Genomic DNA, 26,578 nt, shown 5'->3' on the forward strand with positions numbered 1-26,578 from the left:
AGTGAAACTGACAACCTTTTAATTGTTAGAGGGCGCAGGGAAAACCCGTCCTTGTTTTTTTCGGAGGCCACGAAATTTCCGAGAGGCTGGCTCTTGAAGCCGGATCAAGAGAAGTGCTGAAACGGCCGCTCCAGTTTTCGAGTAGTTGGCTTAAAGGAAGGCAGTTTCATTGTATTCAACTGCCTATTGAGGTTCTAGCAAAGCAAACGACGCTTTTCAAGAAGCACAACAAAATAAGGAGGTAAAATCAAATGTTTTGGACTATACTCATGCAGCTGGCTTTTAGTTTTCTAGCCACACTTGCATTCGCTATCATCACCAACGTTCCCCGCCGCTCGCTCATCGCTTGTGGTCTCACGGGTACATTTGGCTGGATGACCTATTGGATTCTCATGCATCTCGAAGCTGGCACGACAATGAGTACGCTCGCTGGTGCTTTTGTTGTCGCTATAGCTAGTTTCTTCTTTGCAAAATCAAAAAGGTTACCTGTCACGATTTTTAATGTTCCAGGCATTGTTCCGCTTGTACCAGGTGGTCTCGCTTACCAAGCTGTGCGTAATTTCGTGCTTGGTGATTATCTCGAAGCTATCTCGTTCTCCGTTCGCGTTGCCCTAGTTGCTGGCGCGATTGCTGCAGGGCTAGTGCTTTCAGAGGTTTTAAATCACAGTATTCGACGTTTTCGGGAACATAAAGAAAATATTTGAGTCTAAATCATTGACTTACTTTTTGTAAGTTGTTAATATTAAGTTATTAACTTGATGAAATGAGGAATATAACAATGAAAGTAGCCATTTTAGTAGGTAGTTTAAGAAAGCATTCCTTTAATAAAACGTTAGCCGAATTTATTCAAAAACGTTACGCGGATAATTTAGATAGTGATATTTTAGATCTTAACTTACCACTTTTTAATGAGGATTTAGAGGCAGATCTACCAGCGGATGTCGTAGCTTTTAAAGAAAAAGTTCGCGACGCTGATGCCGTTCTTTTCGTGACACCTGAGTATAATCACTCTATTTCTGGTGTGTTGAAAAACGGTATTGACTGGGCTAGCCGTATTACGCCAGATTTGACAGAGAAGCCTGGATTTATTGTTGGTGCCTCGATGGGTGGTCTTGGAACGGTTCGGGCGCAGATGCATTTACGTCAAATCTTAGATACGATGGGAATGCGAATTTTGCCAGCAAATGAAGTTTTCATCAGTTCAGCTCACACGAAATTCGATGAGACTGGTGCACTGATCGATGAAGGAACGGTCGCTTTTATGGATTCTGTCGTTCAGAACTTTGTCGCTTTTTATGATAGAAATAAATAGTTAGAACTTAGAGCAGGAGATAATCTTGCTCTTTTTATATAGAAATAGGCAATACGATACTTGAATACGTGTACACTATTATTGAAAAAAATTCGGCGACGCCTCGTGCTTGAGGTGCCGTCGAATTTTTCTATACAAAGGAGTTAACCCGATTATTTTTCGTGAATTTGTAGCTCGCGATGCAGAAGAATAGCAAGGCGTATCCCAGTATAATTGCGATATTCAAGCTAATCGATGCCAAATCGCCGTTTTGTTGTAGTGTCGTAATCGCGTTCATCACCCAATATTGTGGCAGGAACTCCGCGAATTTTTGCATGAATGCTGGCATGATTTGAACTGGAATAAGCGCGCCAGAAAGTAGACTTGTTAGCGTGAACAGGATCATTTGTAATCCGCTGACGCTCTTTCTGCTTGTCGCTGTGAACCCGAGTGCTAATGATAGCAAGACCGCCATGATTGAGAAGACAAACAACACGCCGAATAGCGCAAGGTAGGATACCCCTGGATCGATACCAAACACGAAGTTCATCGCCGTTAAGCAGATCACAACCTCCGTGACAACGACAGTAAGCGCGAATAATGCATTGCCAAAAAGATACGCTTTGCTGCTAAGCGGTGTCGACATCAACCGATAAAACGTGCCATCTTCCTTTTCCTGCAAAATGAGTTCCCCTAGATTTCCCGCCGCATATAACAACATCATACATAGAAAACCAAGGATTTGCGTCGACATCATCAGCACCACATCGTGTTGATTGCTCGTCGTTTTTTGCGTCACGCTGATTTCTGACTGATCAAAGGTTGTTGCATACTTCGCAAAATCTTGTCCGCCTTTTTCGCTCGCCTGAATCATCGTCATGATATTACTAAGCGAGGCATCCACTGTTCGCTTCACGGTATTATTAACGGCATCGCCCTGCATCGATTTCACCTTAATATGTTGCGGATCAAGTGCTGCGATGCTTTTTTCCGAGCCTTTTTCAAAAATCACGAGCGCGTCTAATTGTCCGCCAGTCAGCTTCTTATCACCAGTCGCCTTCGAAACCGACTGCACACTGTCACTATCCTCTTTCATCCATGTCACCATTTGGCTCGTATACACGCCTGGATCCTCATTTACTAAACCGATTTTCAGCGTTGTTGTCCCAGATTGAGTCCCGTATGAAAGAAAATAAATTAAAATACTCAAGATTGGTAAACCTATAATCATGATTAATTTCGCCTTATTTTGCGTCAGACTTTTCAAGTTATGCCTGAATATCCAACCAATTTGCCGCATCTTAATACACTTCCTTTCGTCTAATCCACAGGCTCATTCCGACTACTAGAACCGCTGTTACAAGCAAGTTCACACCTATCGGAAACACCGCCGCTGTTACATCATGATTATATAATACATCTCTGACCCCAACTCGAACCCAGCCAATCGGTGATAATTTCGACATTAGTCCGTCGCCAGTTGGGAAATACGCGCCACCCAAGAAAGCAAACACTTGAACCAAAATAGACGCAACACCGTTCGCCGCTGGATTCCCATTACTAAACACATCGACCGCCATACCAAGCGCTACCGATAAGAATAATAAACTAAAATAAATCACAAAAATGACGAGCGCGTAATCGCCCCAATGAACCCCGAAAAATAAATCTGAAATCACCATCAGCAAAATAAGGGACATAGTCTGCATAAAAATCGCGCCCATAAAATTCCCAATAATCGCCGTCGATTTCTTGATCGGCGCAATAAAGAGCCTCACATCCGTATGACGCACCTTCTCCTCACGAAACACGTTAATCCCGCTATTAATACCGAACATCATCACCATCGCAATCATCGCAATCGCATAATATTCAAAAGCACTAATATTATTTCCCGAAGCCAATTTCTCCACTTGAATCGCCGAATCCGATGCCTTTGGAGGATTCTGCAAGACGCCAGCCTGTGTCGGGTCTACTTTTATGATCGTGCTCGCCAGTCGATACTGCGATGTAAAGCCATCCAAATAGCCATCTAGTACGCTCATCTCAATCTGACTCGGAGAATTCGTCGTCACCGTCAAATCATCCTTCACGTCCACAAAACCGACCGCATCTCCATTCTCGACCGCATCCTTGCCAGCCTTCGCACTGTCCGCTTTCTTAAACGTCACCTGCTTACCACTAGCCTCCGTCGCAAACTCACCGAACGCCTTGCCAACCGGACTATCCTTTTGCACCGTGTATTCCACCGTCATTTTATCCAGTTCCACATCGCTACTAAACGCATCCTGCAACACACTTCCCAGCACCAAAATCAACGCCAACGGGAAAATCATCATATAGAGAAAATAGCCCTTGTCACGCAGCGTCAGCTTGATTGCCTTCAACATTATATGAAAAATCATCATCACAAGCTCAACTTCCTCTCTAATCCCTTAATTTTCGGCCCGTCAAATTCAAAAAGACCGTTTCCAAATTCAACGTCTGCTGGTTCATCTCCATCACTTCTACCGACTGCCCAATAAGCATGTCTAAAACTGCATTCAAATTGTTCACTTCGCTGTTAGACGTGATGTTAAGCGCATTGCCCTCTGTCACTTCCACCAGCAAAATTCCAGAAATAGCCCGCAACGCTTCCAAATCAATTTTCGACGCATCATCCACAACTAAACGCATCTCTTTCCGATCCGAAACAAGGCTCACCAACTGTTCCTTCGTGCCTTCCGCAATCACTTTTCCATGGTCGATAATCGAAATATAGTCACATAACTCCTCGACTTCTTCCATATAATGACTCGTATAAATAATCGTACAACCCGATGCATTCAATTTTTTAATCGATTTCAAAATATAATTCCTCGACTGCGGATCAATCCCGACCGTCGGCTCATCCATAATAATCAGCTCCGGTTTATGCGCAATCGCACACGCAATATTCAGGCGTCGCTTCATCCCACCCGAGAAAGTTCCTGGTTTATCCTTCGCCTTATCCGCCAAACCAACGAATTCCAAAGCCGTGTTCGCAGCCGCATCCAGTTCCTTCCCACGAATCCCATAAAGCCCCGCGAAAAAGCGCACATTCTCAAACGCCGATAGATCACTGTAAAGCGCAATATCCTGTGGCACCAAGCCAATTCGCTGCTTAATCTCCAAACTATGCGACTCCTGCTCCTCCCCAAACAACCGAATCTGCCCACTATTTTTCTTCAAAAGTCCACACAAAACGCTGATTGTCGTACTTTTCCCAGCTCCATTAGGTCCAAGCAAGCCGAAAATCTGCCCTTGTTCTATCGTCAAATCCAGATTATCCACTGCAATATTCTTTTCAAATTTCTTCGTTAACTGCTCAATCTCCACAATTTTCATGACGTTCCCTCTCTTTCATTATCCTCTTATTTACTAGTATAGAAAAAAAACGAGCATCACACTAGTGCAATTACTCATTTTCTTCCCGTGAGAATCTCACGAATTTTGCTGCCTATGAGGAATCAATCAGGCGAAATCGGCAGCAATGTCACAACAACAAAGCCATCTGCCCCGTCGATAACTAGCTTCCCACCGAGTTTCGCAGTTCGCTCCTCCATGCCCGTCAAACCAAGACTTTTCGTCATAGAAACCGCCCCGATACCATTATCCCTGAACTCCAAACGCACAAACTTATTCAAAATCCCCAGCGACACTTCGACTTTTGTTGCCTGGCTATATTTCAGAACATTCGTCAGCCCCTCCGTCACATTTTGGAGCAACACATACCACATCGCTTGCGACACTTTCCCAATATTCCCTTGCGTATTAAAAACCGCGCGAATCCCGTACTGCATCTCAAAAACCTCCAATTGAGCCCGCAGCCTATTCACGCCCAAACTCTCCTGCGCAGGTTTTGTCATTTTTAGCGTTTTCCGAATCTCCTCGATCCCCGACTGATTAATCAAAATCGCATTATTCAGCAGTTCCGTCGCTTTCTCAAGATCAATAGAAAGTAGCGCCTTCGCAGCCTCCAATTGCATTAAGCCCCCCGTCAGCGAGTGCCCCAACTGATCGTGTATTTCATGCGACAATGCATTTCGTTCCTCCAATTTCGCCAAATACGCCTGTCTAATCCCATTCATCTCAGCAGCCTCAAGCTTTGCCGCAAAACCATCCGACTTCACCCGTAACGCCTCATTCTCAACCATTAAATCGTCCAATACATAAGCTGTTCGGTTTAAATACCAATAAAATACCCCTACAAAAATACTAACCCCAGCATAAATTAACGCAAATGAGCTGAAAAAAACCGGAATCCCCGTCAAAATCACACTTCCCCAAAACCATTTAGCACTGATCTTCCGGCCTTGTAATAAAAGCGATAACGTGCAAAACGGCCACAATAATCCCAGCACCGGCAAATACCACAGGCTCGCAACACCTATAAACACAATCAGCAAACTACGCAACGCCAACTGATAGCGAACGAAAACAAAAGACAATAACGTCACCGATAAATATAATATAAAGTGCAATAAATAAAGCGCCAGAAGCTTTCCGCTCACATTCACCTCAAGCAAATAAACAGCTAATAATCCACAAAAAGCCACATCAAGCATTAACTTGTATTTCGTCACATCTCCCCGCCTCCAACACGTCCCGTCAAATACAAAATCGCGAGTTGCGTCCGGTGATCTAATCCAAGTTTTCCAAGCAAAGCTGAAATATTATTGGCTACCGTTCCTTCCGAAATAAACAAATTCTTCGCAATCTCCTTATTCGATAATCCACTCGCAATCGCCTTCATGACATCCATTTCACGCGCCGTCAACCCCAAATCACTCAAATCAGGCTTCGTTTCACTAATGAGTGATGTCTTCACTTTATCCCAAATCTCATCCTGAATAATGCTCTGATTTTGCATCACACTCCTAATCGCATGCCGAATCGTCTGCGGATCATTATTTTTCAGCAAATAGCCCTTCGCACCATTTTCAATCGCTTTCAAAATAAATGCATCATCATCAAACGTCGTTAAAATAATCACTTTTGTAGCCGTCGTTGCTGTAATTTCCTTCGTTGCCTCAACCCCATCCATCACCGGCATCCGCACATCCATCAACACCACATCGACCTCATGATTTTGACAGAAAGTAACTGCCTCCGCACCATTTCCCGCAGCACCCAACACCTCAATGCCGTCCATCGTCGCTAGAATAATCTCCAAGCCGCCCGTAATAAAAGGATTATCATCCACTACCAATATCTTAGTCATACCTATTTCCCCCACCATAAAATTCATAAAGCAAACATAGCATACTTCCACCCAATTCTCCACTCATAAAAAAAGCCGCCCACCCATAATTCAGGTAGAACGACTCGACATATATTAGTTAGAAACAGGTACGACTGCACCCTTCCACTCTTTTGTAATGAAATCTTGAATTTCTTTTGACTGTAAAACTTTCACTAGTTCTTTAATATCTTTATTGTCTTTATTTTTCTCTTGGGCTGCAACGATATTCACGTAAGGAGAATCTGTTTTCTCAATCGCAATCGCATCTTTCTTAGGGTTCATGCCTTGATCCACTACGAAATTCGAGTTAATCGCAACAATATCGCCCTCTTCATTATTGTATGCTGTCATCAAATACCCAGCATCCACATCGTATTTGAATTTAATATTTTTCGGATTTTCAACGATATCATCGAACGTTACATCTTGACGCTTCACGCCGTCCTTCAATTTAATAACGCCATTATCCGCTAAAATGCCAAGCACACGCGGCCAATCCGATTTACTATTAGACATGATAACTTGCGCATTTTTCGGTAGGTCCTCTAACGAATCAATTTTCTTAGAATAAAGACCCATTGGCTCGATATGAATACCGCCCATATTCACAAATTTGTAGCCTTTTTCCTTCATTTCTAACTCCATGTACGGAATCGTTTGGAAATAGTTCGCATCCAAGTCGCCTTCATCCAACGCCACATTCGGCATTACGTAGTCCGTATATTTTTTAATATCTAAATTGATACCTTTTTTCGCTAAAATAGGTTTCGCTTTTTCTAAAATGACAGCATGCGGTGAGTTAGATGCACCAATAACAAGCGTTGTTCCTTTATCGCCACTCGCATCATCTTTCGAACCTTCGCCACAAGCCGCTAAAACTAATACTAACGTCAGTGTAAATAATCCTAATAAAACTTTTTTCATTCGTTAACTCCCCTTTTCCTATCGTTTGTCGACCCATTTGGTCAAGATGTCCCCAATGAACTGGAAAACAAATACTATAATTAAAATAATAATAGTCGCAACTAATGTGACTGCTGGCTGAGCCCGTTGGAAACCTTCTAGATAAGCTGCGTTTCCGAGTCCACCTGCTCCGATAACACCCGCCATGGCCGTGAAGCCAACCAGTGAAATCGCCGTCACGGTAATGCCTGAAATGATCGCTGGTAGTGCTTCTGGAATCAAAACCTTTCCAATAATCGTGAATAGGTTCGCACCCATCGCTTTTGCTGCCTCAATAACGCCCTTATCCACCTCACGAAATGCGATTTCCACCATTCGTGCATAAAATGGAGCCGCCGAAATAATCAAAGCTGGTAGCGCCGCTTTAGGCCCAATAATCGTCCCGACAAGCGTTTTTGTCATTGGAAGTAGTAACACGATTAAAATAATAAACGGAATCGATCGGAAAACATTGACTAAAATCGCTGTTATCCAATAAGCCGTCCGTGATCCAGCATCCTTTTTGCGATTCGTTAAGAATAAAACGAGTCCCAAAGCCAAACCTAGGAAAAAGACGGCAAACAGTGAAACAATCGTCATGTAAAGCGTTTCTTCTGTAGCTGTTTTCATCATGTCCCAATCTACATTTGCAAAGTATCCTGTAGAATCGTTCATCCTTCAATCACTTCCGTTTCTATCTCAAGCTCGCGTAACCGGGTGATTGTGGCATCCACTTGCGATTCCTCACCTTGAATTTGAATATATAAAGTCCCGTACGCCCCATTCTGTGTTTGCGTTAGGTTCCCGTGTAAAATATTGAGTAACACCTTATTATCTTGCGCTACCTGTGAAATAATCGGCTGCGTCGCTGTGCCGCCAACAAAAAGCAGCTTCACTAGTTTACCTTCCGAATAATTTTCGAGCAACATATGAATCAATTCTTCCGTCTCATCCGAATCGGTTACTTGGCGCACAAAGCGTTTTGTCACCGACTCTTTCGGATGTTGGAATACTTCAATAACATCACCAAGTTCGACCACACGCCCCGCTTCCATGACCGCCACACGATTACAAATTTTGCGAATAACGTGCATTTCGTGTGTAATCACGATAATCGTCAAGTTCAGACGGCGATTAATGTCTAGCAATAACTCCAACACTTCATCCGTCGTTTGTGGGTCGAGTGCCGATGTCGCCTCATCACACAGCAATACTTTCGGATTATTAGCAAGCGCCCGAGCAATCCCGACACGCTGCTTCTGACCACCACTTAGCTCAGACGGATACGCATCTTCCTTTCCTTCCAAGCCAACAAGTCGAATCAACTCATTCACCCGAAAACGTCGCTTCTCACCACGCACTCCCGCAATCTCCAGCGGAAACGCGATATTATCATACACCGTACGCGACCAAAGCAAATTAAAATGTTGAAAAATCATCCCGATTTGCTGGCGCGCCTTACGCAATTTACTTCCTCTAATTTGAGAAATAAATAAATCATCCACTTCCACCGTGCCCTCTGTCGGCAATTCCAAACCGTTAAACATCCGAATCAGCGTACTTTTCCCAGCGCCAGAATACCCTACGACACCAAAAATTTCACCATCCGCGATATCTAAATTAACATCGTCCACTGCTCTCACATTGTTTTTCCGAGTCTTATAATCCTTCGCAACACTTTTAAGCCTTATCAAAGTAAACTCCACCCTTATTCTCTGTCTTAAACAAAAAACCTCTCTTGCTACTTGAGCGAAGAAAGGTGTAATTACATGCATAATTTACGCTTTTCTCTCATCTCTCAGAGTCTTACACTCTGTATGATTTAGCACCTTGCAATGGATAACAATCATTCATCCACTTAGGTTGCTGGGTTTCTTCGGGCATATCCCTCCACCACTCTTGATAAGATTATTTTTCGACGCATTTACTTACGCGCCTTGTGTTTATTAATATTACATGTTTTTAGTCGGATTTGTCAAGATTCAGTCTCCAATTTATTTCGAAAAGCCGAACTCCATCATTTTTTTAGCATCCTTTGTTCGTCCTGCATCCGACGAACTACCCAACGTAATCGAGATTATCCGCTCGCCATTTTGAACCGCCGTTCCGATAAGACAGTAACCAGCTTGATCCGTATACCCCGTTTTCAAACCGTCCATCCCACTTACCACATCTTCTTCAAGCGCCCCGTTCGTCGTATGAATCGTGTCGCCATTTTTCGTCACATAATCCGTTCGCGATGTCGTATCCAACACTTCCGGAAAATCATGCAACAACCGCTTCGTCAAAATCATCAAATCCGCTGCTGTTGATACCGACATTTCGCCATTCTTATCCAAACCACTTGCACTGCTAAAATACGTCTTTGTCGACATACCGAACTGTTTCGCCTTCGCATTCATCTTCTCCGTGAAATGCTCCGCGTCGACCCGTTCCGCTAAAGCCTCAGCCGCATCATTGGCCGACGTAATCAACATCGCTGCAAATAAATCCTCTACCGTATAATATTTCGTTCCCGTCTTCGCATAGAGACTCACTGCCTGCGGATCATCCACTCGCTCAAGCTTCAACATCTCATCCCAAGAAAGGGCCTTCGTATGTATCGCCTCTAAAACTAAATAAGTCGTCATTAATTTCGTTATACTGGCAATCGGAACCGCACGATTCACATCTTTTGCAAAAAGCTCCTTCTCCTGCTTCGTATTTATAACCAGTACACTACTAGCCTCAATCGATGGCGTTGCACGAATATCTTTTCCCATTAAAACAAAAACTAATATAGCAACTATCGTCAAACAAGCGAGAATTAAAATCAATGTCTGTTTTTTCATAATTTCCCCTCCTTGCCTACATCTTATCTAAAAATGATAAAATGGAGAGTAAGAAATTAGAAAGAAAAGCTTAAGATTCAGCGCGTAATCTAACAGTTCCGTAAGAAAACGAGTCGTTACACACTGAATCTAGAGTACAAACCTGTCACTAGCCCTCGCTGATCGGCAATTGCACTGTAAATGTGGTTTTTCCTTTTTTACTTGTAGCGAAAACATGCCCGCCATGACGCTCAACAATGGACTTAGCAATCGCTAAACCAAGCCCAGTTCCCGTAGTCGTCCGATTTTTATCCACTTTATAAAACCGATCAAACAACTGCGGTAAATCACCAGCAGGAATCTCAGCTCCGTAGTTCGAAACCTCAATAATCGCCACACCAGCTTCTTTTTTAGCGCTAATATCAATTTTCTTCCCAGAGGCACCATACCGAAGCGCATTCGAAAATAAATTCTCAAATAAACGCATAATCTGCATACCATCCCCCATGACTTTCAGGTTCTCTACGGCGTACATCTCAACAATGCGAACCTCTTTTTCCGCAGCAGGTCGCTCATATTCTGCAACAAGCTGACGTAACAATTCCACCATATCAAGCATATCCTCTTTAATGTGGAATTCCGTACTCTCAAGCCGCGTATAATCAAACAAATCATCAATCAGTTTATGCAGTCGTTGCGCCTTTCCATACACCAATTCTGTATAATGACGCAATTCCACTTCATCACGATAACGATCCTCATGAATATAACTCAAATAACCCAAAATCGAAGTAAGCGGTGTACGTAAATCATGCGACACATTCGTAATCAAGTCGTTTTTGGCCTGTTGCGCCTCCTGCTCCTGCTTGATAAGTTCCGCCTGATGCCCCCGCATTTTCTCGATGCTCTCCTCCAACTGCACAATCTCCGGAATCAAACTCTCCTGCTCCATCGGCTGATCTTGGAGAATCGCATCATTAATCTGCCGCAACTGTTTTCTAAGTAAATTCTGCTTAAAAAGCCAATAGAAAAAGATGAAAAACACGAGTGCTACACCAGTCATACCGAGATATTTCAACATGATCATCCACGGTGAATTCAGTAATTTATCATAGCGACCGTAGCCGAATAAATCAATAAAACTCTTCGTCGTTCCAGTCAATACAACCGAATCCTGCGTCACCGAAACGAGCCACAGACCAATACTCCGCAATGTCACAAAACCCGCGAACCAAGACAGCACTGCTAAAACAATGATTTGCAATGGATGCATTTGCTGCCAAATTCGCCATATGAACTGCTTAAACTTCAATTTTATAACCTACTCCCCAAATGGTTTTGATCACATTTTCTCCGTCCATCGCATCCTTCAACTTATCGCGCAAATTGCTAATATGCACCATCACGGTCTTACTCGCACCCAGTGCCTTCTCCTGCCAAATCCGTTCAAAAATTAGCTCGGAACTGAAAACACGACCCGGCTCATTCGCCAGCAAAAATAATATATCAAATTCCGATGTCGTCAAATGCAAATCCTTCTCGTTCACCATCACCGTATGCAGCTCCCGGTCAATCACAATTGGCCCTAAAATCAGCTGATTGAGCGGCGTACTACCCATACTACCCTGACGCATCAACTGCACCCGTCGTAAAATCGCCTTCACACGTACCGACAACTCCAGCGGGTTAAACGGCTTCACCATGTAATCATCCGCGCCAGTCAAGAGTCCCATAATTTTATCATTATCCTCCGCCTTCGCGCTCAACATCAAAATCGGCGTCGTAATGCCCTCCTGACGCATCAAACGGCAAACCTCCAAGCCATCCATTTTTGGCATCATAATATCCAGCACAACCAAATCCAACTGCTCCTTTTGCACCGTTTCCCATACCTGAGCGCCATCATAAGCATAATGAATCGTGTAGCCCTCATTTTGAAGATATAATTTCACTAAATCCACAATTTCCTTATCATCATCCGCAATTAAAATCGATGTCATCTTTGCGCCACCTCACTTTTCGTTTCACATACATGTATTGTAACATAAAGACCAGCGTTATTTCGTCAAGATTCGTTCCTCTTCCGGTTCCAAATGAATCAACACTTGCGCCTTCGCATAAAAATCATAAATCTCCTTTTCAATCACATCACACAGCGAATGCGCCTGCTCGATTGTCTGATTATTCGCCACAACCAAATGAAAATCAATATATTCCTGCGCACCAGCACGACGCGACCGAAAATCATGAAACTCAATGAAATCCGCCTGATGCGTCATAATAATCCGCTTAATCTCCTCTTCCTCACTCGGCGATAAACGCTTATCCATAAGTGGCGGAAACGACTCCTTCAACAACTTCCAAGCCTCATACATAATGTAAAACGCCGTCAAAATCGCAATCACCGGATCAAGCCATAACCAGCCCGTCAAATGAACAAGCAACAAGCTAAACGCAATGCCTAGCGACGTAAACACATCCGTATACAAATGAAGCGCGTTCGACTTCATCGCCACCGAATTCTCCTTATCCGCCGCCTTCTTAATCACCTTAGAAACCACAATATTCACCGCTGCCCCAAACAACATCACAGCAATACCAAGCGCCGGAAACCGAATCTCATGCGGATTGAAAAATTTGTTCATCGACTCATAAATAATCCAAATCCCAGCCACAAAAATAAGCAGCGTCTCAATCGTCCCAGCGATATTCTCTGCCTTCCCATGCCCATATGGATGATCATCATCTGCCGGCCGGTTCGAAATCCGAATCGAGAAAAACGTAATCACCGACGCAAACAAATCCATCGACGAATGCACAGCCTCCGAAATAACCGCAACCGATCCCGTCAAAAAACCCACAATAAATTTCAAAATAACGATAACAAAATTACTTATTACCGATAGAATAGTCAAATTAGAATTACTCATCACTTACCCCCGTTAACATAAATAACTACCTAAAGTATAGTACCACAACCCTTTCGTGTGGGTCTATAGCAACCTTTTTTAGGCGACTCATTTCTATATCGGGCACGAAACTTTGTTGGGCTAGCGAAACAATCACACCCGTTCATTCTCGGGTAAAAAAGTATTCCGAAACGTAGTTAGTAATCCTCGATATAAAAGACCTCTCTAAGCAGAAAGATACTCTTCCACCTCAAAAAAAGCGAGCGCACAGCCCACTTTTTTAATATATCAACATAATAGTCTTTCTCCACAATAGATTCCGATAGCGATCTAGCAGCACTCGTCGCAATGATAAGTTGCTCAAATGTCTCTTTGTCCTCGAATAAGTGCATGATATAACCCCGTTTCAATTAATTCTTTCGATGTTTTACTGGGATACTTAGCAATAATTTCAATAATCTCCGCTTCCGATAAAGTCACATCTTCCAAATAGGATTGAAGTCGCCCTATCATAATTTCCCTCGGTACTTCGCTATAAGAAACCTTGTCTGTCAGCAAATCAAACACTTGTAAGACCTTATAATTTTCGAATGTGATTGGAGCACGCGGTTTTTTCAAGGTTAACTCCGTATTCTTTAGTGTCACCGTTCTTCTTTTACTCGCATTATTCTCGGTTACGATTTCAAGCATAGCAGGGACTTGTGTTGTTAACTGCAATTCATTCGCCAATGCAAGCCCTGAAAAATAACCATAACGCTCCGTTTTATCTTGAATATATTTCCTCTCAATCACGATTCGTTCACTAATTTGCGTGTTCTGTTGCAACATATCGTTCCATTTCGGAAAATAATAAACACCTTCACAAAAACGTACCATTTCCTTCTTCTCCACTAACCGATTAATATTTCTACGCAAACTATCCGGCTTCACTCCAAAATTCTGCTGGCGTATATTCATCGTCACAATAGGCTCATTATACCCATACTCATCCAACAAAAGCTCTCTTATTGCCATACTTCCACCTCCGCCCCTCATACTCCACTTCAGTATACAACATCTAACTAAAAAAGTAAAAAATCGAGACAAAAAAACTCAGAAGCGCTCCGCTCCTAAGTCCCTCACCCCTTCAAAAAATCATACACCTCTATCATATTTCCCATTCGATAACTCGTCTCTGCAATCTCCCCATCCTTAAAAACAAGCAACACCGGCACATTCGTAATCGCCCAGCGCTCCGCCAATTCGGGTACATAATTCAAATCCATTTTACCAATTGTAAGCTCTGGTATCGCCTCATGCGCCAAATCCACCAACTTCATCGCCTGTTGACATCCTAGACACATCGGCGTGAAAAAATATACTGCAAAATCTTCCCCAGCATCAAGCCGCGCCATCAACTGCTGTTTATTCCAAATAGCTACCAAATCCAATCCCTCCAAAAGAAGAAAACCCTGTCGCATAATGCAAGCAGGGTCCTCTATGTATCACTATTAGTCTAACGTTTTCTCGTAATCTTCCGCCGAAAGCAATGCCGCAACTTGAGCCGCGTCCGCATCTTCCACTTTCAACAACCAACCAGCATCATATGGTGCCGAGTTAAGTAGTTCTGGTGCATCTTCTAATTCCTCATTCACAGCAACCACTTTACCAGTGATCGGTGCGTAAAAATCAGATACTGTTTTAACGGATTCAATACTTCCAATCGAATCGCCCTGTGTAATCGTATCGCCCACTTCTGGTAACTCAACGAAAACGATGTCGCCTAGTTGATCTTGCGCAAAATCTGTAATCCCGATAACGAAATTTCCTGCGTCATCTTTCACCCATTCGTGCTCTTCTGAATAACGTAAATCCTTTGGTAAACTCATCTTAAAAAATCCCCCTTCAAGTCAGTATTTACTTCCAGTTTTCTACAAATTCGCTTTCCTTGAAGCCAAGTGTCACTTTTTTGCCATCTGTAACGATTGGCCTCTTAATTAGTTTACCATCTGTAGCTAATAATGTAAACGCTTCATCCTCTGTCATTTGGTCCACTTTATCTTTTAAGCCCATTTCGCGATACAAAATGCCACTTGTATTGAAGAAACGGCGAATTCCTAGGTCACTATTTTTAAACCATTTCTGTAATTCCTCTTTTTTCGGTGGTGTTTCAATCATGTCTACTTGATTATAAGCCACATCGTTCTCATCTAGCCACTGTTTTGCTTTCTTGCATGTCGAACACTTCGGATACCAGTAAAAAGTAATCATATTTGTTTTTCCCCTCCCAAAATTGTAGTACTTCCTCTATCATAATGGATTTTGATGACAATAACAAATGGTTCCCTAAAAAATACATAAAAAAAATTACCTTATCCGCATAATCCAGACAAGGTAATCTATTCTAAAATTTCATATTAAAAAAATTCTCGTAACAGATGACTTTTGCAAGTATCTATAACAAGAATCTTTTCATTATTTATTCTATTAATTCATATTTCCTCAAGATTGACTGCATCGAATTGAAGAGAAGTACGCCTAGAAAAGTTCCGATCGTATTAAAAATTAAGTCATCAATATCAGTAGCTCGATAATTATAACCTAAGTAAAGCCCTAAGAGCCATTGTCCTAATTCAATCGAAAGGCTTATCAAAAAACCAGTCAACACAACTTTTTTCCAACTAAATTTCTTAACAATTATCGGCAAAGAAAAACCTAGTGGGACGAATAAGAGTATATTTCCCACTACTTGCCTCAGAAAAATAGCCAACATCATTCCTAAATCTAAATCTTTCATGTCATAAAAAATTTTTAAAGGTATAAAGTTATGTTCAAGTCCTAGCTTGTCTGCAATCATACTCTCAATTAGATACCGTTGAACTGGCAATGGAAAGAATGTTATAGCAACAACACTACTTAGATACATAAAAAAACAGAATCAAATAAAGTAATTTCAATCCAGATATCTTCTTCATAAAAAATAAAATCAAGCAGAAAACGCTAGGGAAAACAATAATGATGAAAACTGGTGCTACAGATGTAATCATATTTATATGCTCGCTTTCTATATTATCTACGACTTATACACTAAGTTTGAATAAATTAGAGCCATACTTCCTAACAAAAAAGTCCTTACTATATTTTATCTAGCAAGGACTTTCTTTCATTATTCAGCCAGCTTCTCTTCCTTCACCGTAAACATCGATTTCTGGTAATTGTACCTAATTCCGAGAACCAGACCAATCGCCATCATATTTCCGAGTAACGCACTTCCCCCGTAACTAATAAATGGCAATGGAATACCCGTAATTGGTAGCAAACCGATGTTCATCCCCACATTCTCAAAAACGTGGAACATAATCATCATGACAACGCCTGTACAAATGTACGAATAGAAAGGAATACCGATATCAAGCGCCACACGAATAATTTGGTAAATCAACAAGAAATATATCGCTAGCAAAATACTCGCACCGACGAATCCAAAATCGCCACCAATGACTGTGAAAATAAAATCATTATGGTTTTCCGGAATCGCGATGGCATTGTAACCCGCACCGTTCCCGCCAATTTGACCAGAGCCAATCGCCGTCATCGCTCGCAGCACTTGATAACCGCCGCCTTGAGGATCCGATTCAGGGTTAATCCACGTATGAATCCGCTCAAATTGATAGGATTTGAAGCCTAATTTTACGAGCCAGCTTTCATGATAGAGTACTAAGTAGAGTAATGTTCCTCCAATTGCAATAATCGAGCCATAAATCGGCACAATGAGTTTCCAGGTGATGCCTGATACGAGAATCATACCTGACATAATCGCAATGAAAACGAGACCTGTCCCTAAATCGGGTTGTAACATGATTAAACCAATTGGGATAATCGTAATGATGCCGATTTTGACTAATAATAGAAAATCGAGTTTTACTGTGTGCAACTTATATTTCCGATTATGATCCCAAATTACTTTTGCGAGGACGATAATTAGGATAACTTTCACAACTTCCGATGGTTGAAGGCTTCCTAAAAACGGAATGATAATCCAACTTTTCGCGCCGTTTACTTCTTTTCCGAAGAACAGTACGAAAACCAACATTAACAGACCAGCACCGTAAAAATAGTAGGCCCATTTCGTCAAACGTTCATAATCTAATTGCATAATAACGAAAATAGCAAAGCCACTGACGACAAACCAAACAGCTTGTTTCATGACAAAGTTGGCGTTGTATTGCTCATTTGTTAGCTGTGCGCTGTATATTGAAATCATACTGATAACACACAATAACATGAGGGATAACACGATACCATAATCAATTCTCGCAGAAATTTTGTTTTGCGAATTCATTCTTAACGCTCCTTACTGGATGGAATAAGTTATTTTTTCCAAACCTCTGTTACTTTCCATACAGTTTTAAAAATTTATAAATCCATTGCTTTTGGCGCATTGTAGCGTGCAGATAATACAAGGCCAATTGCCATCAAACTCCCTAACATTGCACTCCCGCCATAACTAATAAATAGTAGCGGAATCCCCGTAATCGGCAACATACCGATCGTCATCCCAATATTTTGTAACACATGAAAGAAAATCATCGCTACGACGCCTGTACAAATATAGGAATAAAAAGGTATTCCTACATCCAAAGCGACACGAATAATTTGGTAAACTAATAAGAAGTATAACACAATTAAGACGCATGCACCAACAAAGCCGAAGTCCCCGCCGATAATTGTGAAAATAAAGTCATTATGGTTCTCTGGTATTTCAATCGCTTCATACCCGATACCACTTCCCTGTAATTCCCCGGAACCTACCGCCCGCATCGACTTCAAAAGCTGCATCCCCGTGTCTAGCGGATCTTTTTCAGGCTCCAACCAAGAGGTAATCCGGTTAAACTGATATTTCTTAAATCCAAGCGAAGTCAGGGTACTTGGACTTTTTAGCACGAGCAGAATTAAGGTCGTTCCAATCGCTGCAATACCTCCGAAAACGGGCAGTAGCAAGCGCCATGTGATTCCGGATATAAACATCATTCCCACCATAATCGAGATAAGTACGAGCGAAGTTCCCAAGTCCGATTGTAGCATAATCAGCGTAATCGGCGCTAAGGTCATGAGACTGATTTTTATAAAAAGGTGAAAATCGCTTTTTAGTGTGCGGATGGATGTTTTCTTTGTGTGATCCCAGATAAGCTTCGCGAGCGCGACAATCAGGAAACTTTTCATCAATTCGGAAGGTTGGATGTTGATAGCCTCCGTCCCGACCCAGCTTTGTGCCCCTTTTCGCTCGATACCGATGACCGGTGCAAAAACTAGCAGCAATAAAAAAAGACCGCCGCCGTAGAGATAGTATGCCATTTGTTGCAGTCTGTCATAGTCGAAATATTTCACGATAATTATGATAATAACGGTTCCAGCGACAAGCCAAACAAGCTGCCTAACTAGAAAATCCGTTGCGTATTGATTGTTCGTTAAACTTGCGATGTAGATTGCTGCGATGCCGATAAGACACAGGCACATAACCAATAAAATGATGGAATAATCTATTTTGGTGCTACTTTCTCGACTGGTATTCATATGCGGCCCCCTATGTCCTAATTCTCTTCAAATCAACCCTTCTATTATATAAAATTCCAGCCAAGATAGGAAGCTTTTTCATCAAATTCTAATGAAGCGAAAAACGGCTCTAGAGGACAAAACAGGGTGCTGTCTTGGTTTCCTAGAACCGTGCTTTATGAATCTTTAAATTATCTTTAACTTTACGCATGAAATTTCGTCGAGGCAATTGGCAAAACGCGTAATCCGCGCTCGGTGGAATGAATTTCAGCTTCGATTTTGAAAATATCGCGTAACAGGGGTTTTGTGAATACTTCTTCGGGCGTGCCTGTTTTTTGGATCGCGCCTTCTTCGCATACAATGACGTGATCGCTGTACCCTGCTGCTTGGTTTAGATCATGGAGAACGAGAATAATCGACATGTTGAAATCTTGATTGAGTTGTTTTAATAGGTCGAGTAATTCGAGTTGATGCGAAATGTCAAGATACGTTGTCGGTTCATCTAACAGCAGAATTGGTGTTTTTTGTGCGAGTGCCATCGCAAGCCAAGCGCGTTGTTTTTCGCCTCCTGAAAGCGTGTGTAGTGGCCTGTATGCGAGTTCCTCTAGGTTGCAAACATTCATTGCCCAATCTACAGCGAGCTCATCCTCTTTTTCCATTGTGCCGAGCCATGATTTGTACGGCATCCGGCCATAGCTAACAAGATCGCGGACGACGACATCGATTAGGCCGTCTGGTGACTGGGAAAGCATCGTCATTTCGCGTGCTAGTTTTTTGGCGCTGATAGCATCAATGTCCGTGCCGTGAAGCATGATCTTGCCTTCATTTGGTGCTAGGAGGCGCATAATCAGACGCAGAATGGTGGATTTACCCGAGCCATTTGGACCGATGATTGTCGTGATTTTACCTTCTGGAATCTCAAGCTCGAGGTTCTTCATCTCGAAGGAACGCTTGCGAATGAAAGTGACATTTTGTAGCGTTGTGATGGCGGTCATGATGCAACCCTCCCTCTTTGTAATAGGAATAGGAAGAATGGTGCGCCGATCATGGCGAGCAAGATGCCGACTGGGAGTTCGATTGAGCCGAACCAGCTACGCGCGGCTGTGTCTGCGAACCCGACGAGTAGCGCGCCGCCAATTGCTGACATGGGCAGAAGATAGCGATAGTCATTACCAATGATGAGTCGGAAAATGTGTGGGACAACGAGTCCGACGAAGCCAATGAGGCCTGCAACGCTTACTGCGACGCCGCTTAGGAATGCCGCCAACATGATGATGAAGAATCGGTGTTTTTCGACGGAATACCCGAGCAATTTTGCAGCATCATCGCCTAGTAGTAGAACGTTTGACGAGCGAATCGCGAAGATGCTGAGTGCGAATCCGACAAGCATATATGGCAAAATGAGATTGAGATGGTACCAGCTTTTCCCTGATAGCGTACCGGTCATCCAGGAAATGATGCTTTGGACGCGGTTGCTGTAGAGGACCATGATGCCTGATGTCATTGCGCCGATGAAGGCATTGATGGCGACACCGGATAAAATAACTCGAAGTGGTGCCACGCCTTTATCCCAAGCAACAGCGTAAATAAGTAACGCGGTACCGAATGCGCCGAGAAATGCGCCTAAAGGGACGAATTGGCTCAGGGACGGTAACACGATGGTAAGGATGATGGCGACAAGCCCACCGCCGGCCGAGACGCCGATCACGCCTGGATCAGCGAGCGGATTTCGCATCACGCCTTGCAATAAGCAGCCTGCAATCGCGAGTGCTGCCCCGACAAGAAACGCGAGGAACATCCGTGGCAAACGTAGATTCCAAATGAGCTGCGTGGAGAGATCATCGCCGTGCCCCATCAATGTTTGCCAAACCTCGGAATAGCTCACCTTCACCGAACCTGTTGTTAAGCCATAAAAGAACACGACGACGAGCAGTAGAATCGTGACGATAAATGTGATGATTCTTCTTTTTTTACGTGGATCATGCATTATTTACTAACCTGATTCAGTTCATTTGCCATGTAATCGAGCGCTTTTGTAATACGGATGCCAGGATTTGTACCGAAAAGATCAGCAGGAAGCACAACGATATTGTTGTTTTTCACAGCAGTTGTGGAATTCCACGCATCGTTTTGCTTCATTTCTTTTTGGAACGCGAGCTCGGTTTCCTTTTCATCGCCACCGTGAATCATCAAGAAGATAACCTCTGGATCCGATTCGACGATTTTTTCAATATTCAAAGATGCATATTGCGGAAAATTCTCGACCCCTTTAAAATCCTTAGCCACATTGACACCACCAGCTTTTTCGAGGATATCCCCGCTAAGCGAATTCGGCAATGCTGCATAATTACTGCCTGGCGCACCGAGTATAAGTAACGCGCGAACTGCCTTTCCTGTTTGTTCTTGCTTTATTTCAGCAACTTTTTGATCGATTTCTTTTTGTAAATTAGTCGCATCTTTTCCTAGTAATTCGGCCAAAATCGCTTCTTGTTTCTTAATATCCGCGATAGAATTAGCTCCTGTCAAAACGACTTGCGCACCGATTCCTTCCAGCGCTGGCACGTCTTTCAAATTCTGCTCAGAGCTTGCAATAATAACGTCTGGCGTCAAGGAGGCGATTTTCTCCAAGTTTAAATCGTGCGTATTGCCGACTTCCGTAGCTTTTAGCGCCGCACTTGGTTCGACACCACTAGCATCCATCGTTTGGCGGCCGATAACCGAGCCTCCAAGCGCATAAACAATCCCCATATCAGAATTGGTAAGTGTAATTATTCGTTCCGGTTTCTTCGCAAAGTTGACGGTTCTTCCCGCCATATCGGTAATCGTTAAAACCGCAGCTTCCTTAGATATCTTTTGTTTGCTAGTTGTTTCACTAGTGTCCCCAGAAGAATTCACATCTTTCGGTCCGCATGCCGCTAAAACGAGAAGTAATGAAAATAGACTTATAATTAGAATTTTTTTCATGCTTTCCTCCTTTTCACGCTCCTTTCTATTGTACTAAAAATCGGGCGCAATGTCTCGCTCTTCTTTCAGTAATACAAATAATGCGGCATCTCAACACCTTTGTAATACTTCACATACTGCTTATGCCGTGTCATACCAATACGTTCCGCGACTTTTTGAGAAGCCAGATTTGTATCGCGAATCGTGCACGTCACCAACTCCGCACCGAGCGTTTCCAGCGCATACTTCTTACAACCAAGCGCAGCCTCTGTCGCAAACCCCTGATGCCAAAATTTCTGCTTCAACAAATAGCCAATTTCGAGTACTTCCTCGTCCTCCACTTGTTGCATCGTCAGTCCAATTTGACCAACAAATTCGCCAGTATCCTTCTTAATCACCGCCCACAAACCAAAGCCCCAGCGCTCATAATTATCCATCTGTTTCGTGAGCCAGCGCTGCACTTCCTCATCTGTAAAAGCACCCTCATAGGCCGTCATCACGCTATCATCCTGCAATATCTCACACAAATCCGCAAAATCCAATTGATCCAATTCGCGAAAAATAAGTCGTTCCGTTTCTATCATCAAAAAAATCCCTCCAAATCAAAAAGAGCTTCCGCATCAATGTGCTTGGAAGCTCCTCTCATTATATTACTTACTAGTGAAAATGACAATCGCATCACGCAAAAATGCCGCTAAACCAGGTTGATTTTTATCATAATAAGCCGTGAAGCGTTCATCGTCCACATACATTTGGGCAAGTCCCGCGTGCGCCTCTTTGCTGTACGTATCCCAATACGCCGATAGCCATTCTTTATGCAATGCCGCAACAGCTTGCGCTTCTTCACCCGCTGGATCACCCGTCTCAAACGCCACCTGCAAGTCCGTCAAAATCGTCTCTGCAAGCTGATTTATCCGTTCCATCTCAGCCTCACTCATACCTTTAAGCTTGGCATTCGACTTCTCAATCTTCTCATCGCCATACTTCTCGCGAATTTCTGCGCCATATTTTTCCTCATTATCATCTATCATTTTTTGCTTAAAACCTTCAAATTTTTCTTGATCAGTCATTGTTATTCTCCTTTCCGAATGCGCAATCGATTTCTCCACATTGCGAATCAGTTCGTCTAATTGTTTTCGTTTATCAAGCAGTTCGACGCGATGTTTCCGGAGAGCTTCTGCCTCGTCAAAATCAGGTTGTTCTAGAATCGCCTTAATTTTTTCCAAGCTCACATTCATTTCCCGATAAAACATAATCTGCTGCAATCGGTCAACCTCGGTTTGCCCGTAAATCCGATATCCCGATGAATTGATTCTAGCCGGCTTCAGAATCCCAATTTCATCATAATACCGCAGCGTCCTCGTGCTAACTCCCGCAAGCTGTCCTAGCTTTTGAACCGTATATTCCATGCGTCTCTCGCCTCCTTGATAACTCTACTTTACACCTTGACGTAACGTGAATGTCAATAACTTTTTCAAAAAAATTCTACCGATCAAAAACCCACGCATAACTAATCGACAAAATTTCGCGAGGTACACCTTTAAAAAGCGCCCCAGTCTGCGTCTTCGCAGGTAATCCTGTTGCATCGATATTTTGCCGTCCCGCGAGCATCAGCGCGCGATACAAATGATAGTCACTCGTCACGATGACCGTTTTCCCGAGATCGAATTTGGCCTTACTATTCGCTAAGTTTTCCTCGGTACGCATCGATTTATCCTCGACCTCAATCCGAGTGGCCGCAACGCCCTGCGCCACTAAATACTCCTTCATCACACTTGCCTCCGACGCCGATTCATCATCTCCTTGACCGCCCGACACAACCACTTTCGCCGATTCGTGCTTCTCAATAAATGGAATCGCTGCATCCAATCGTTCCCGCAAAACAGGCATTGGTCGCGCTGGATCATCGATTACTTTTGAACCTAAAATAAGGATTGTATCCGGGCTTGACGCTGGTTCCGTCCGCACCCCACTATACATAAAGCCGAGCACGACAGCCACATACACCACGCCAATTCCCACTAATGCCAAAATCACTTTTTTCCACAAATTCATCCTTGTCCACTCATTTCTGTTCTATTATATGTTTATGCGAACTTGAAAAAATACGGATCATCACGTACCCAATCATAATTCCAGATACATTCAAAAAGACATCTCCCGTATCAAAATACCCTACATGTAGCGCATATTGCAACCCTTCCACGATAAAAATCATAATCCCCGCTGAAAACAACGCCATCAGGGGTGATAATTTCTTCATCAAAAACCCAATCGGTACAAAAGCAAGTACATTTCCAATCGTAATCACCCGCAAGTTCCCCGAAATAAACGTATCCACAAAACCAAACGTATCCGTTGAAACTCCTTGCGCACCAGACGCTTTCCCAAAAAGAAGCCCAATCATAACACCGAAATAAATCACATACGTCAAAACGAGCAGCGACTTATTAATTTTCCAATTGACGAGCTGCACAGCACTTAAATAAAGCATTAACGCCGTCACACCCACCGTTATATATCCCATGTGATCCACCACTTCCATCACATCTCTCAAATAAAATTGCAACCATCCTTGAAACCAAATATAGTACATCATGACCGCCGCACAAAGGGATAGCACTGGCAGAACCGTCCATATCGTTAACTTTTTCATCCTATCTCCTCCTCGTCTTTCTTTCTAGTTCCTAGCATATCATCCAACAATCAAGGCTTACTAAAAACTTTTTAAAGAAATGTTAAGGTTTTGCCAGCGTAAAAAAGAAGCCTAAGAGCAACACACGCCCCTAAACTTCCTTAAAATCAATAACAATCCCAGTTATGGATGTCACAGAATGCTAACGTGGTGCCTAAATATTATCCATTTGAATTGAATCTTCTCTGATAATCCTCTCTAATAATTCGATATATAATTCTGTACCATACTAATTACGGCGTAGGATCGGTTTATAAGATGCTCAAGAACTCCCAAAATCTAGCTAACATATTATAGGATTCTTCAAAAGAGTGCCTCGTCATTTGCACTCATTTCTGTAGTTAACAACACACAAACGCTATATCAATAAGCGATAATTTCAATATCTTGTACTTTCGTTTTCTTATCATCTTTGTCAAAATAGAATCTTAATTTTATTTTATTTTCTTTATCCCTGTATTCTACACCAAATCCATACATTTCTAAAAAATTCAACTCTTTATATGATTCTCCATAAGCTTGCGTAACGTCAGCAAACGTACTTGACAGATTAATACCCCTACTAGTCAAGACAGAAATATCTGTTGAATCAGCAGGAAGAGTTAATTCTGTAACCTCACCATCTTCTATTCGCACATATATCCTATTATTGTCTGTGGCTCGATAAAAATCATTCCTATCAATTTTTTCTGTATCCGCTTTATTCATTTGAGATAAAATCTTAATTTGATTTAGACCCTCATTGGACAAATTTATTGATTTTTGAAAAATTCCAGAAAACATAATCGCCCATATTAATACGCCTATAAGTAAAATTATTGCTCCAATTATAAATAACCATTTTTTCTTCAGCCACAATAGTACTATGCTTATAATCAATAAGATAACAATTAAAATAATCCCTATTCCAAATATACCAATCACCTCCGTTACTTACTAGGACTAAACCAGCCTATATGTTTTTGGTACCCTACTGCATTTTTTACAATATTTTTAGAGTAACGCCTGTTGTTGAACTATTTTTTGTAGAACAGCAACGTTTATTAATATCTGAATCATAATCACTTCGAAAAAAATGGTCAATAATTCTCCAATACACTTTATTTGAATAATTACTTCCACCACCAATAAACCTATTGAATCGATGAGGAGTTCATTACAATATCTTGCTTCTTTTTTGTGTATTATGAGGTTTTGTACGATCCTTATTCTACAACAAGTACTCCACCATCACCTTCGTAGTTTCAAAACCATTATGCGTCGAAGAACCAATGAATTTTTCATCGCTGTTGCTCTAATATTTTTTCCAATCCCCCTCTCAATTAAGAAAAAACTCACCCCTAAATTTCCTCAAAATCAATAACAATCCCAGTTATATAACACATTCGAGAAATCTTTACGCTTCAAATCTTCTCGGTTAATAAAGAAATTCCCAACACCCATATCGCCCCACATAATACCCTCTTCTGAATCCAACTGAAATAACAACGTGTCGTGATGTGACTTCTCATCACCAAGCCGTGGATCTTGTTGCGTGAAAAACGGATAACCGCCAAGCTGACTACTGCTATTATCTAATTCAAATAACGCGTCCATCTTCTCCTCATCCTCACCAGTCCACGCATCGAGCACATCATAAAACTCACCATCATATGCCTGCTCAAAATCATAACTTTCTTTCAAAGCCACTTGCTTCACGACTTCCCCACGCAAACGAAATTGACCATCCACAACTGGATAAAAGTCCTCATTCACCGACTCAAACCATTTATCCTGCTCCTCGGCAGAATAGCTAGCCTCATCCACCTTTTCAAAATACAAAACGCGGAAACCATTTGGACTCGTCTGATCATCAAAATCAAGCCCAGTCAAATCATCAAAATAATCAATATAAAACGCTAACAATCCCGTTTTCGGAAAATCTCCCAAATGAGGCATCTCTGAAAAATTAATCTGAGCCAACAAACTAAGTGGCCCGCCATCTTTATTACGCGGATATTCCATCGACTTTGGCACATAGCCACGTCCACCAGCCTTACTAACCGTCAAATCTAACTTCCCATCCTCTTCACAAGACAACAAAATACGTTCTTTTTCTGTTGCAAGAATCTGCTTTACAATTTCAGGTTGCACCAATTTTTCAAGTTTCTCTTTTAACATGGAAAAGCCTCCCTTTTCATATATGATAGCTCC

At 42.3% G+C, this 26,578-nt stretch carries 30 protein-coding genes and 1 riboswitch; of the genes, 2 read left to right on the forward strand and 28 right to left on the reverse strand.

The annotated features are described in order from the left end of the window. Nucleotides 1–251 precede the first annotated feature (251 nt). Together HPK16_RS13345 and HPK16_RS13350 are read left to right on the forward strand one after the other, a co-directional pair. Nucleotides 252–704 carry a threonine/serine exporter family protein gene (locus HPK16_RS13345; protein ID WP_181677427.1) on the forward strand — a complete coding sequence of 151 codons (453 nt, stop codon included), beginning with the start codon at nucleotides 252–254 and terminating at the stop codon, nucleotides 702–704. A gap of 74 nt (nucleotides 705–778) precedes the next feature. Beyond that, nucleotides 779–1,312 (forward strand): NADPH-dependent FMN reductase, encoded by a 534-nt coding sequence (locus HPK16_RS13350; protein WP_181677428.1) that lies wholly within the window; start codon nucleotides 779–781, stop codon nucleotides 1,310–1,312. A 130-nt stretch (nucleotides 1,313–1,442) separates the two neighbouring features. Here the strand turns inward: HPK16_RS13350 and HPK16_RS13355 are convergent, their stop codons facing one another. The 28 genes from HPK16_RS13355 to HPK16_RS13490 all read right to left on the reverse strand — a co-directional run bounded on the left by HPK16_RS13355 (nucleotide 1,443) and on the right by HPK16_RS13490 (nucleotide 26,545). Beyond that, a complete protein-coding gene (locus tag HPK16_RS13355; protein WP_181677429.1) occupies nucleotides 1,443–2,591 on the reverse strand; it encodes an ABC transporter permease in 1,149 nt (382 codons plus the stop codon). A 1-nt stretch (nucleotide 2,592) separates the two neighbouring features. Further along, nucleotides 2,593–3,699 (reverse strand): ABC transporter permease, encoded by a 1,107-nt coding sequence (locus HPK16_RS13360; protein ID WP_246369426.1) that lies wholly within the window; start codon nucleotides 3,697–3,699, stop codon nucleotides 2,593–2,595. A gap of 19 nt (nucleotides 3,700–3,718) precedes the next feature. Beyond that, the gene (locus tag HPK16_RS13365; RefSeq protein WP_181677430.1) at nucleotides 3,719–4,657 is read right to left on the reverse strand and encodes an ABC transporter ATP-binding protein; all 939 of its coding nucleotides are present in this window, start codon (nucleotides 4,655–4,657) and stop codon (nucleotides 3,719–3,721) included. A 122-nt stretch (nucleotides 4,658–4,779) separates the two neighbouring features. After that, a complete protein-coding gene (locus HPK16_RS17120; protein WP_181677431.1) occupies nucleotides 4,780–5,895 on the reverse strand; it encodes a histidine kinase in 1,116 nt (371 codons plus the stop codon). After that, on the reverse strand, nucleotides 5,892–6,533 hold the full coding sequence (locus HPK16_RS13375) for a response regulator transcription factor (RefSeq protein ID WP_181677432.1): 642 nt from the start codon (nucleotides 6,531–6,533) through the stop codon (nucleotides 5,892–5,894). The genes HPK16_RS17120 and HPK16_RS13375 overlap by 4 nt, the downstream gene beginning before the upstream one ends. A 114-nt stretch (nucleotides 6,534–6,647) precedes the next feature. Beyond that, entirely contained in the window at nucleotides 6,648–7,478 is an 831-nt protein-coding gene (locus tag HPK16_RS13380; RefSeq protein ID WP_181677433.1) for a MetQ/NlpA family ABC transporter substrate-binding protein, read from the reverse strand. Nucleotides 7,479–7,496: 18 nt separating this feature from the next. Continuing rightward, entirely contained in the window at nucleotides 7,497–8,171 is a 675-nt protein-coding gene (locus HPK16_RS13385; protein ID WP_036090830.1) for a methionine ABC transporter permease, read from the reverse strand. Beyond that, nucleotides 8,168–9,190, reverse strand: a complete 1,023-nt coding sequence (locus tag HPK16_RS13390) for a methionine ABC transporter ATP-binding protein (RefSeq protein ID WP_181677434.1) — start codon at nucleotides 9,188–9,190, stop codon at nucleotides 8,168–8,170. The genes HPK16_RS13385 and HPK16_RS13390 overlap by 4 nt, the downstream gene beginning before the upstream one ends. A 94-nt stretch (nucleotides 9,191–9,284) precedes the next feature. Continuing rightward, nucleotides 9,285–9,405, reverse strand: a riboswitch (SAM riboswitch). An 85-nt stretch (nucleotides 9,406–9,490) separates the two neighbouring features. Next, entirely contained in the window at nucleotides 9,491–10,327 is an 837-nt protein-coding gene (locus HPK16_RS13395) for a D-alanyl-D-alanine carboxypeptidase family protein (RefSeq protein ID WP_181677435.1), read from the reverse strand. A gap of 148 nt (nucleotides 10,328–10,475) precedes the next feature. After that, the gene (locus HPK16_RS13400; protein ID WP_425487939.1) at nucleotides 10,476–11,624 is read right to left on the reverse strand and encodes a sensor histidine kinase; all 1,149 of its coding nucleotides are present in this window, start codon (nucleotides 11,622–11,624) and stop codon (nucleotides 10,476–10,478) included. Beyond that, a complete protein-coding gene (locus HPK16_RS13405; RefSeq protein ID WP_181677436.1) occupies nucleotides 11,608–12,306 on the reverse strand; it encodes a response regulator transcription factor in 699 nt (232 codons plus the stop codon). Before HPK16_RS13405 ends, HPK16_RS13400 begins: the two co-directional genes overlap by 17 nt. Before the next feature lie 57 nt (nucleotides 12,307–12,363). Further along, nucleotides 12,364–13,236, reverse strand: coding sequence for a cation diffusion facilitator family transporter (locus HPK16_RS13410; RefSeq protein ID WP_181677437.1), 873 nt, complete (start codon nucleotides 13,234–13,236; stop codon nucleotides 12,364–12,366). A gap of 339 nt (nucleotides 13,237–13,575) precedes the next feature. Beyond that, entirely contained in the window at nucleotides 13,576–14,229 is a 654-nt protein-coding gene (locus HPK16_RS13415) for a DUF6088 family protein (protein WP_181677438.1), read from the reverse strand. Nucleotides 14,230–14,333: 104 nt separating this feature from the next. Beyond that, nucleotides 14,334–14,639 (reverse strand): thioredoxin family protein, encoded by a 306-nt coding sequence (locus HPK16_RS13420; protein ID WP_181677439.1) that lies wholly within the window; start codon nucleotides 14,637–14,639, stop codon nucleotides 14,334–14,336. Nucleotides 14,640–14,705: 66 nt separating this feature from the next. Further along, nucleotides 14,706–15,083, reverse strand: a complete 378-nt coding sequence (gene gcvH, locus HPK16_RS13425) for a glycine cleavage system protein GcvH (protein WP_036090814.1) — start codon at nucleotides 15,081–15,083, stop codon at nucleotides 14,706–14,708. Between the two features lie 28 nt (nucleotides 15,084–15,111). Further along, on the reverse strand, nucleotides 15,112–15,465 hold the full coding sequence (locus HPK16_RS13430; protein ID WP_036090812.1) for an arsenate reductase family protein: 354 nt from the start codon (nucleotides 15,463–15,465) through the stop codon (nucleotides 15,112–15,114). Between the two features lie 208 nt (nucleotides 15,466–15,673). Continuing rightward, entirely contained in the window at nucleotides 15,674–16,120 is a 447-nt protein-coding gene (locus tag HPK16_RS13435) for a VanZ family protein (protein WP_181677440.1), read from the reverse strand. 240 nt (nucleotides 16,121–16,360) lie between these two features. Further along, nucleotides 16,361–17,536, reverse strand: coding sequence for a rod shape-determining protein RodA (rodA, locus tag HPK16_RS13440; protein ID WP_181677441.1), 1,176 nt, complete (start codon nucleotides 17,534–17,536; stop codon nucleotides 16,361–16,363). Nucleotides 17,537–17,610: 74 nt separating this feature from the next. After that, a complete protein-coding gene (locus HPK16_RS13445) occupies nucleotides 17,611–18,768 on the reverse strand; it encodes an FtsW/RodA/SpoVE family cell cycle protein (RefSeq protein ID WP_181677442.1) in 1,158 nt (385 codons plus the stop codon). 182 nt (nucleotides 18,769–18,950) lie between these two features. After that, entirely contained in the window at nucleotides 18,951–19,742 is a 792-nt protein-coding gene (locus tag HPK16_RS13450) for an ABC transporter ATP-binding protein (protein WP_246369428.1), read from the reverse strand. After that, nucleotides 19,739–20,734, reverse strand: coding sequence for a FecCD family ABC transporter permease (locus HPK16_RS13455; protein ID WP_181677443.1), 996 nt, complete (start codon nucleotides 20,732–20,734; stop codon nucleotides 19,739–19,741). Before HPK16_RS13455 ends, HPK16_RS13450 begins: the two co-directional genes overlap by 4 nt. Next, nucleotides 20,734–21,711, reverse strand: coding sequence for an ABC transporter substrate-binding protein (locus tag HPK16_RS13460; RefSeq protein ID WP_181677444.1), 978 nt, complete (start codon nucleotides 21,709–21,711; stop codon nucleotides 20,734–20,736). The genes HPK16_RS13455 and HPK16_RS13460 overlap by 1 nt, the downstream gene beginning before the upstream one ends. Nucleotides 21,712–21,776: 65 nt before the next feature. Then, a complete protein-coding gene (locus HPK16_RS13465) occupies nucleotides 21,777–22,274 on the reverse strand; it encodes a GNAT family N-acetyltransferase (RefSeq protein WP_246369432.1) in 498 nt (165 codons plus the stop codon). A 66-nt stretch (nucleotides 22,275–22,340) separates the two neighbouring features. Next, nucleotides 22,341–23,099, reverse strand: coding sequence for a MerR family transcriptional regulator (locus HPK16_RS13470; RefSeq protein ID WP_181677446.1), 759 nt, complete (start codon nucleotides 23,097–23,099; stop codon nucleotides 22,341–22,343). Between the two features lie 76 nt (nucleotides 23,100–23,175). After that, nucleotides 23,176–23,745 carry a YdcF family protein gene (locus HPK16_RS13475; RefSeq protein ID WP_181677447.1) on the reverse strand — a complete coding sequence of 190 codons (570 nt, stop codon included), beginning with the start codon at nucleotides 23,743–23,745 and terminating at the stop codon, nucleotides 23,176–23,178. Between the two features lie 10 nt (nucleotides 23,746–23,755). Beyond that, the gene (locus HPK16_RS13480; protein ID WP_181677448.1) at nucleotides 23,756–24,346 is read right to left on the reverse strand and encodes a VanZ family protein; all 591 of its coding nucleotides are present in this window, start codon (nucleotides 24,344–24,346) and stop codon (nucleotides 23,756–23,758) included. 402 nt (nucleotides 24,347–24,748) lie between these two features. After that, nucleotides 24,749–25,309 carry a hypothetical protein gene (locus HPK16_RS13485; protein WP_181677449.1) on the reverse strand — a complete coding sequence of 187 codons (561 nt, stop codon included), beginning with the start codon at nucleotides 25,307–25,309 and terminating at the stop codon, nucleotides 24,749–24,751. Between the two features lie 432 nt (nucleotides 25,310–25,741). After that, nucleotides 25,742–26,545 carry a YwqG family protein gene (locus HPK16_RS13490; protein ID WP_181677450.1) on the reverse strand — a complete coding sequence of 268 codons (804 nt, stop codon included), beginning with the start codon at nucleotides 26,543–26,545 and terminating at the stop codon, nucleotides 25,742–25,744. Between the last annotated feature and the right edge of the window lie 33 nt (nucleotides 26,546–26,578).

Origin of the sequence: Paenilisteria rustica, assembly GCF_013820765.1 — a bacterium.
GTDB classification, from domain to species: domain Bacteria; phylum Bacillota; class Bacilli; order Lactobacillales; family Listeriaceae; genus Listeria_A; species Listeria_A rustica.

Excerpts from the sequence above, each read along its gene's own strand:
- HPK16_RS13480 (WP_181677448.1), bottom strand. The coding sequence starts at position 24,346 with ATGAAAAAGTTAACGATATGGACGGTTCTGCCAGTGCTATCCCTTTGT.
- HPK16_RS13375 (WP_181677432.1), bottom strand. The coding sequence starts at position 6,533 with ATGACTAAGATATTGGTAGTGGATGATAATCCTTTTATTACGGGCGGC.
- HPK16_RS13465 (WP_246369432.1), bottom strand. The coding sequence starts at position 22,274 with ATGATAGAAACGGAACGACTTATTTTTCGCGAATTGGATCAATTGGAT.
- HPK16_RS13445 (WP_181677442.1), bottom strand. The coding sequence starts at position 18,768 with ATGAATACCAGTCGAGAAAGTAGCACCAAAATAGATTATTCCATCATT.
- HPK16_RS13385 (WP_036090830.1), bottom strand. The coding sequence starts at position 8,171 with ATGAACGATTCTACAGGATACTTTGCAAATGTAGATTGGGACATGATG.
- rodA (WP_181677441.1), bottom strand. The coding sequence starts at position 17,536 with ATGAATTCGCAAAACAAAATTTCTGCGAGAATTGATTATGGTATCGTG.
- HPK16_RS13435 (WP_181677440.1), bottom strand. The coding sequence starts at position 16,120 with ATGTATCTAAGTAGTGTTGTTGCTATAACATTCTTTCCATTGCCAGTT.
- HPK16_RS13455 (WP_181677443.1), bottom strand. The coding sequence starts at position 20,734 with ATGCATGATCCACGTAAAAAAAGAAGAATCATCACATTTATCGTCACG.
- HPK16_RS13475 (WP_181677447.1), bottom strand. The coding sequence starts at position 23,745 with ATGAATTTGTGGAAAAAAGTGATTTTGGCATTAGTGGGAATTGGCGTG.
- HPK16_RS13415 (WP_181677438.1), bottom strand. The coding sequence starts at position 14,229 with ATGGCAATAAGAGAGCTTTTGTTGGATGAGTATGGGTATAATGAGCCT.
- HPK16_RS13470 (WP_181677446.1), bottom strand. The coding sequence starts at position 23,099 with ATGGAATATACGGTTCAAAAGCTAGGACAGCTTGCGGGAGTTAGCACG.
- gcvH (WP_036090814.1), bottom strand. The coding sequence starts at position 15,083 with ATGAGTTTACCAAAGGATTTACGTTATTCAGAAGAGCACGAATGGGTG.
- HPK16_RS13365 (WP_181677430.1), bottom strand. The coding sequence starts at position 4,657 with ATGAAAATTGTGGAGATTGAGCAGTTAACGAAGAAATTTGAAAAGAAT.
- HPK16_RS13350 (WP_181677428.1), top strand. The coding sequence starts at position 779 with ATGAAAGTAGCCATTTTAGTAGGTAGTTTAAGAAAGCATTCCTTTAAT.
- HPK16_RS13410 (WP_181677437.1), bottom strand. The coding sequence starts at position 13,236 with ATGAGTAATTCTAATTTGACTATTCTATCGGTAATAAGTAATTTTGTT.
- HPK16_RS13380 (WP_181677433.1), bottom strand. The coding sequence starts at position 7,478 with ATGAAAAAAGTTTTATTAGGATTATTTACACTGACGTTAGTATTAGTT.
- HPK16_RS13430 (WP_036090812.1), bottom strand. The coding sequence starts at position 15,465 with ATGATTACTTTTTACTGGTATCCGAAGTGTTCGACATGCAAGAAAGCA.
- HPK16_RS13460 (WP_181677444.1), bottom strand. The coding sequence starts at position 21,711 with ATGAAAAAAATTCTAATTATAAGTCTATTTTCATTACTTCTCGTTTTA.
- HPK16_RS13360 (WP_246369426.1), bottom strand. The coding sequence starts at position 3,699 with ATGATGATTTTTCATATAATGTTGAAGGCAATCAAGCTGACGCTGCGT.
- HPK16_RS13490 (WP_181677450.1), bottom strand. The coding sequence starts at position 26,545 with ATGTTAAAAGAGAAACTTGAAAAATTGGTGCAACCTGAAATTGTAAAG.
- HPK16_RS13345 (WP_181677427.1), top strand. The coding sequence starts at position 252 with ATGTTTTGGACTATACTCATGCAGCTGGCTTTTAGTTTTCTAGCCACA.
- HPK16_RS13395 (WP_181677435.1), bottom strand. The coding sequence starts at position 10,327 with ATGAAAAAACAGACATTGATTTTAATTCTCGCTTGTTTGACGATAGTT.
- HPK16_RS13355 (WP_181677429.1), bottom strand. The coding sequence starts at position 2,591 with ATGCGGCAAATTGGTTGGATATTCAGGCATAACTTGAAAAGTCTGACG.
- HPK16_RS13450 (WP_246369428.1), bottom strand. The coding sequence starts at position 19,742 with ATGACCGCCATCACAACGCTACAAAATGTCACTTTCATTCGCAAGCGT.
- HPK16_RS13405 (WP_181677436.1), bottom strand. The coding sequence starts at position 12,306 with ATGACATCGATTTTAATTGCGGATGATGATAAGGAAATTGTGGATTTA.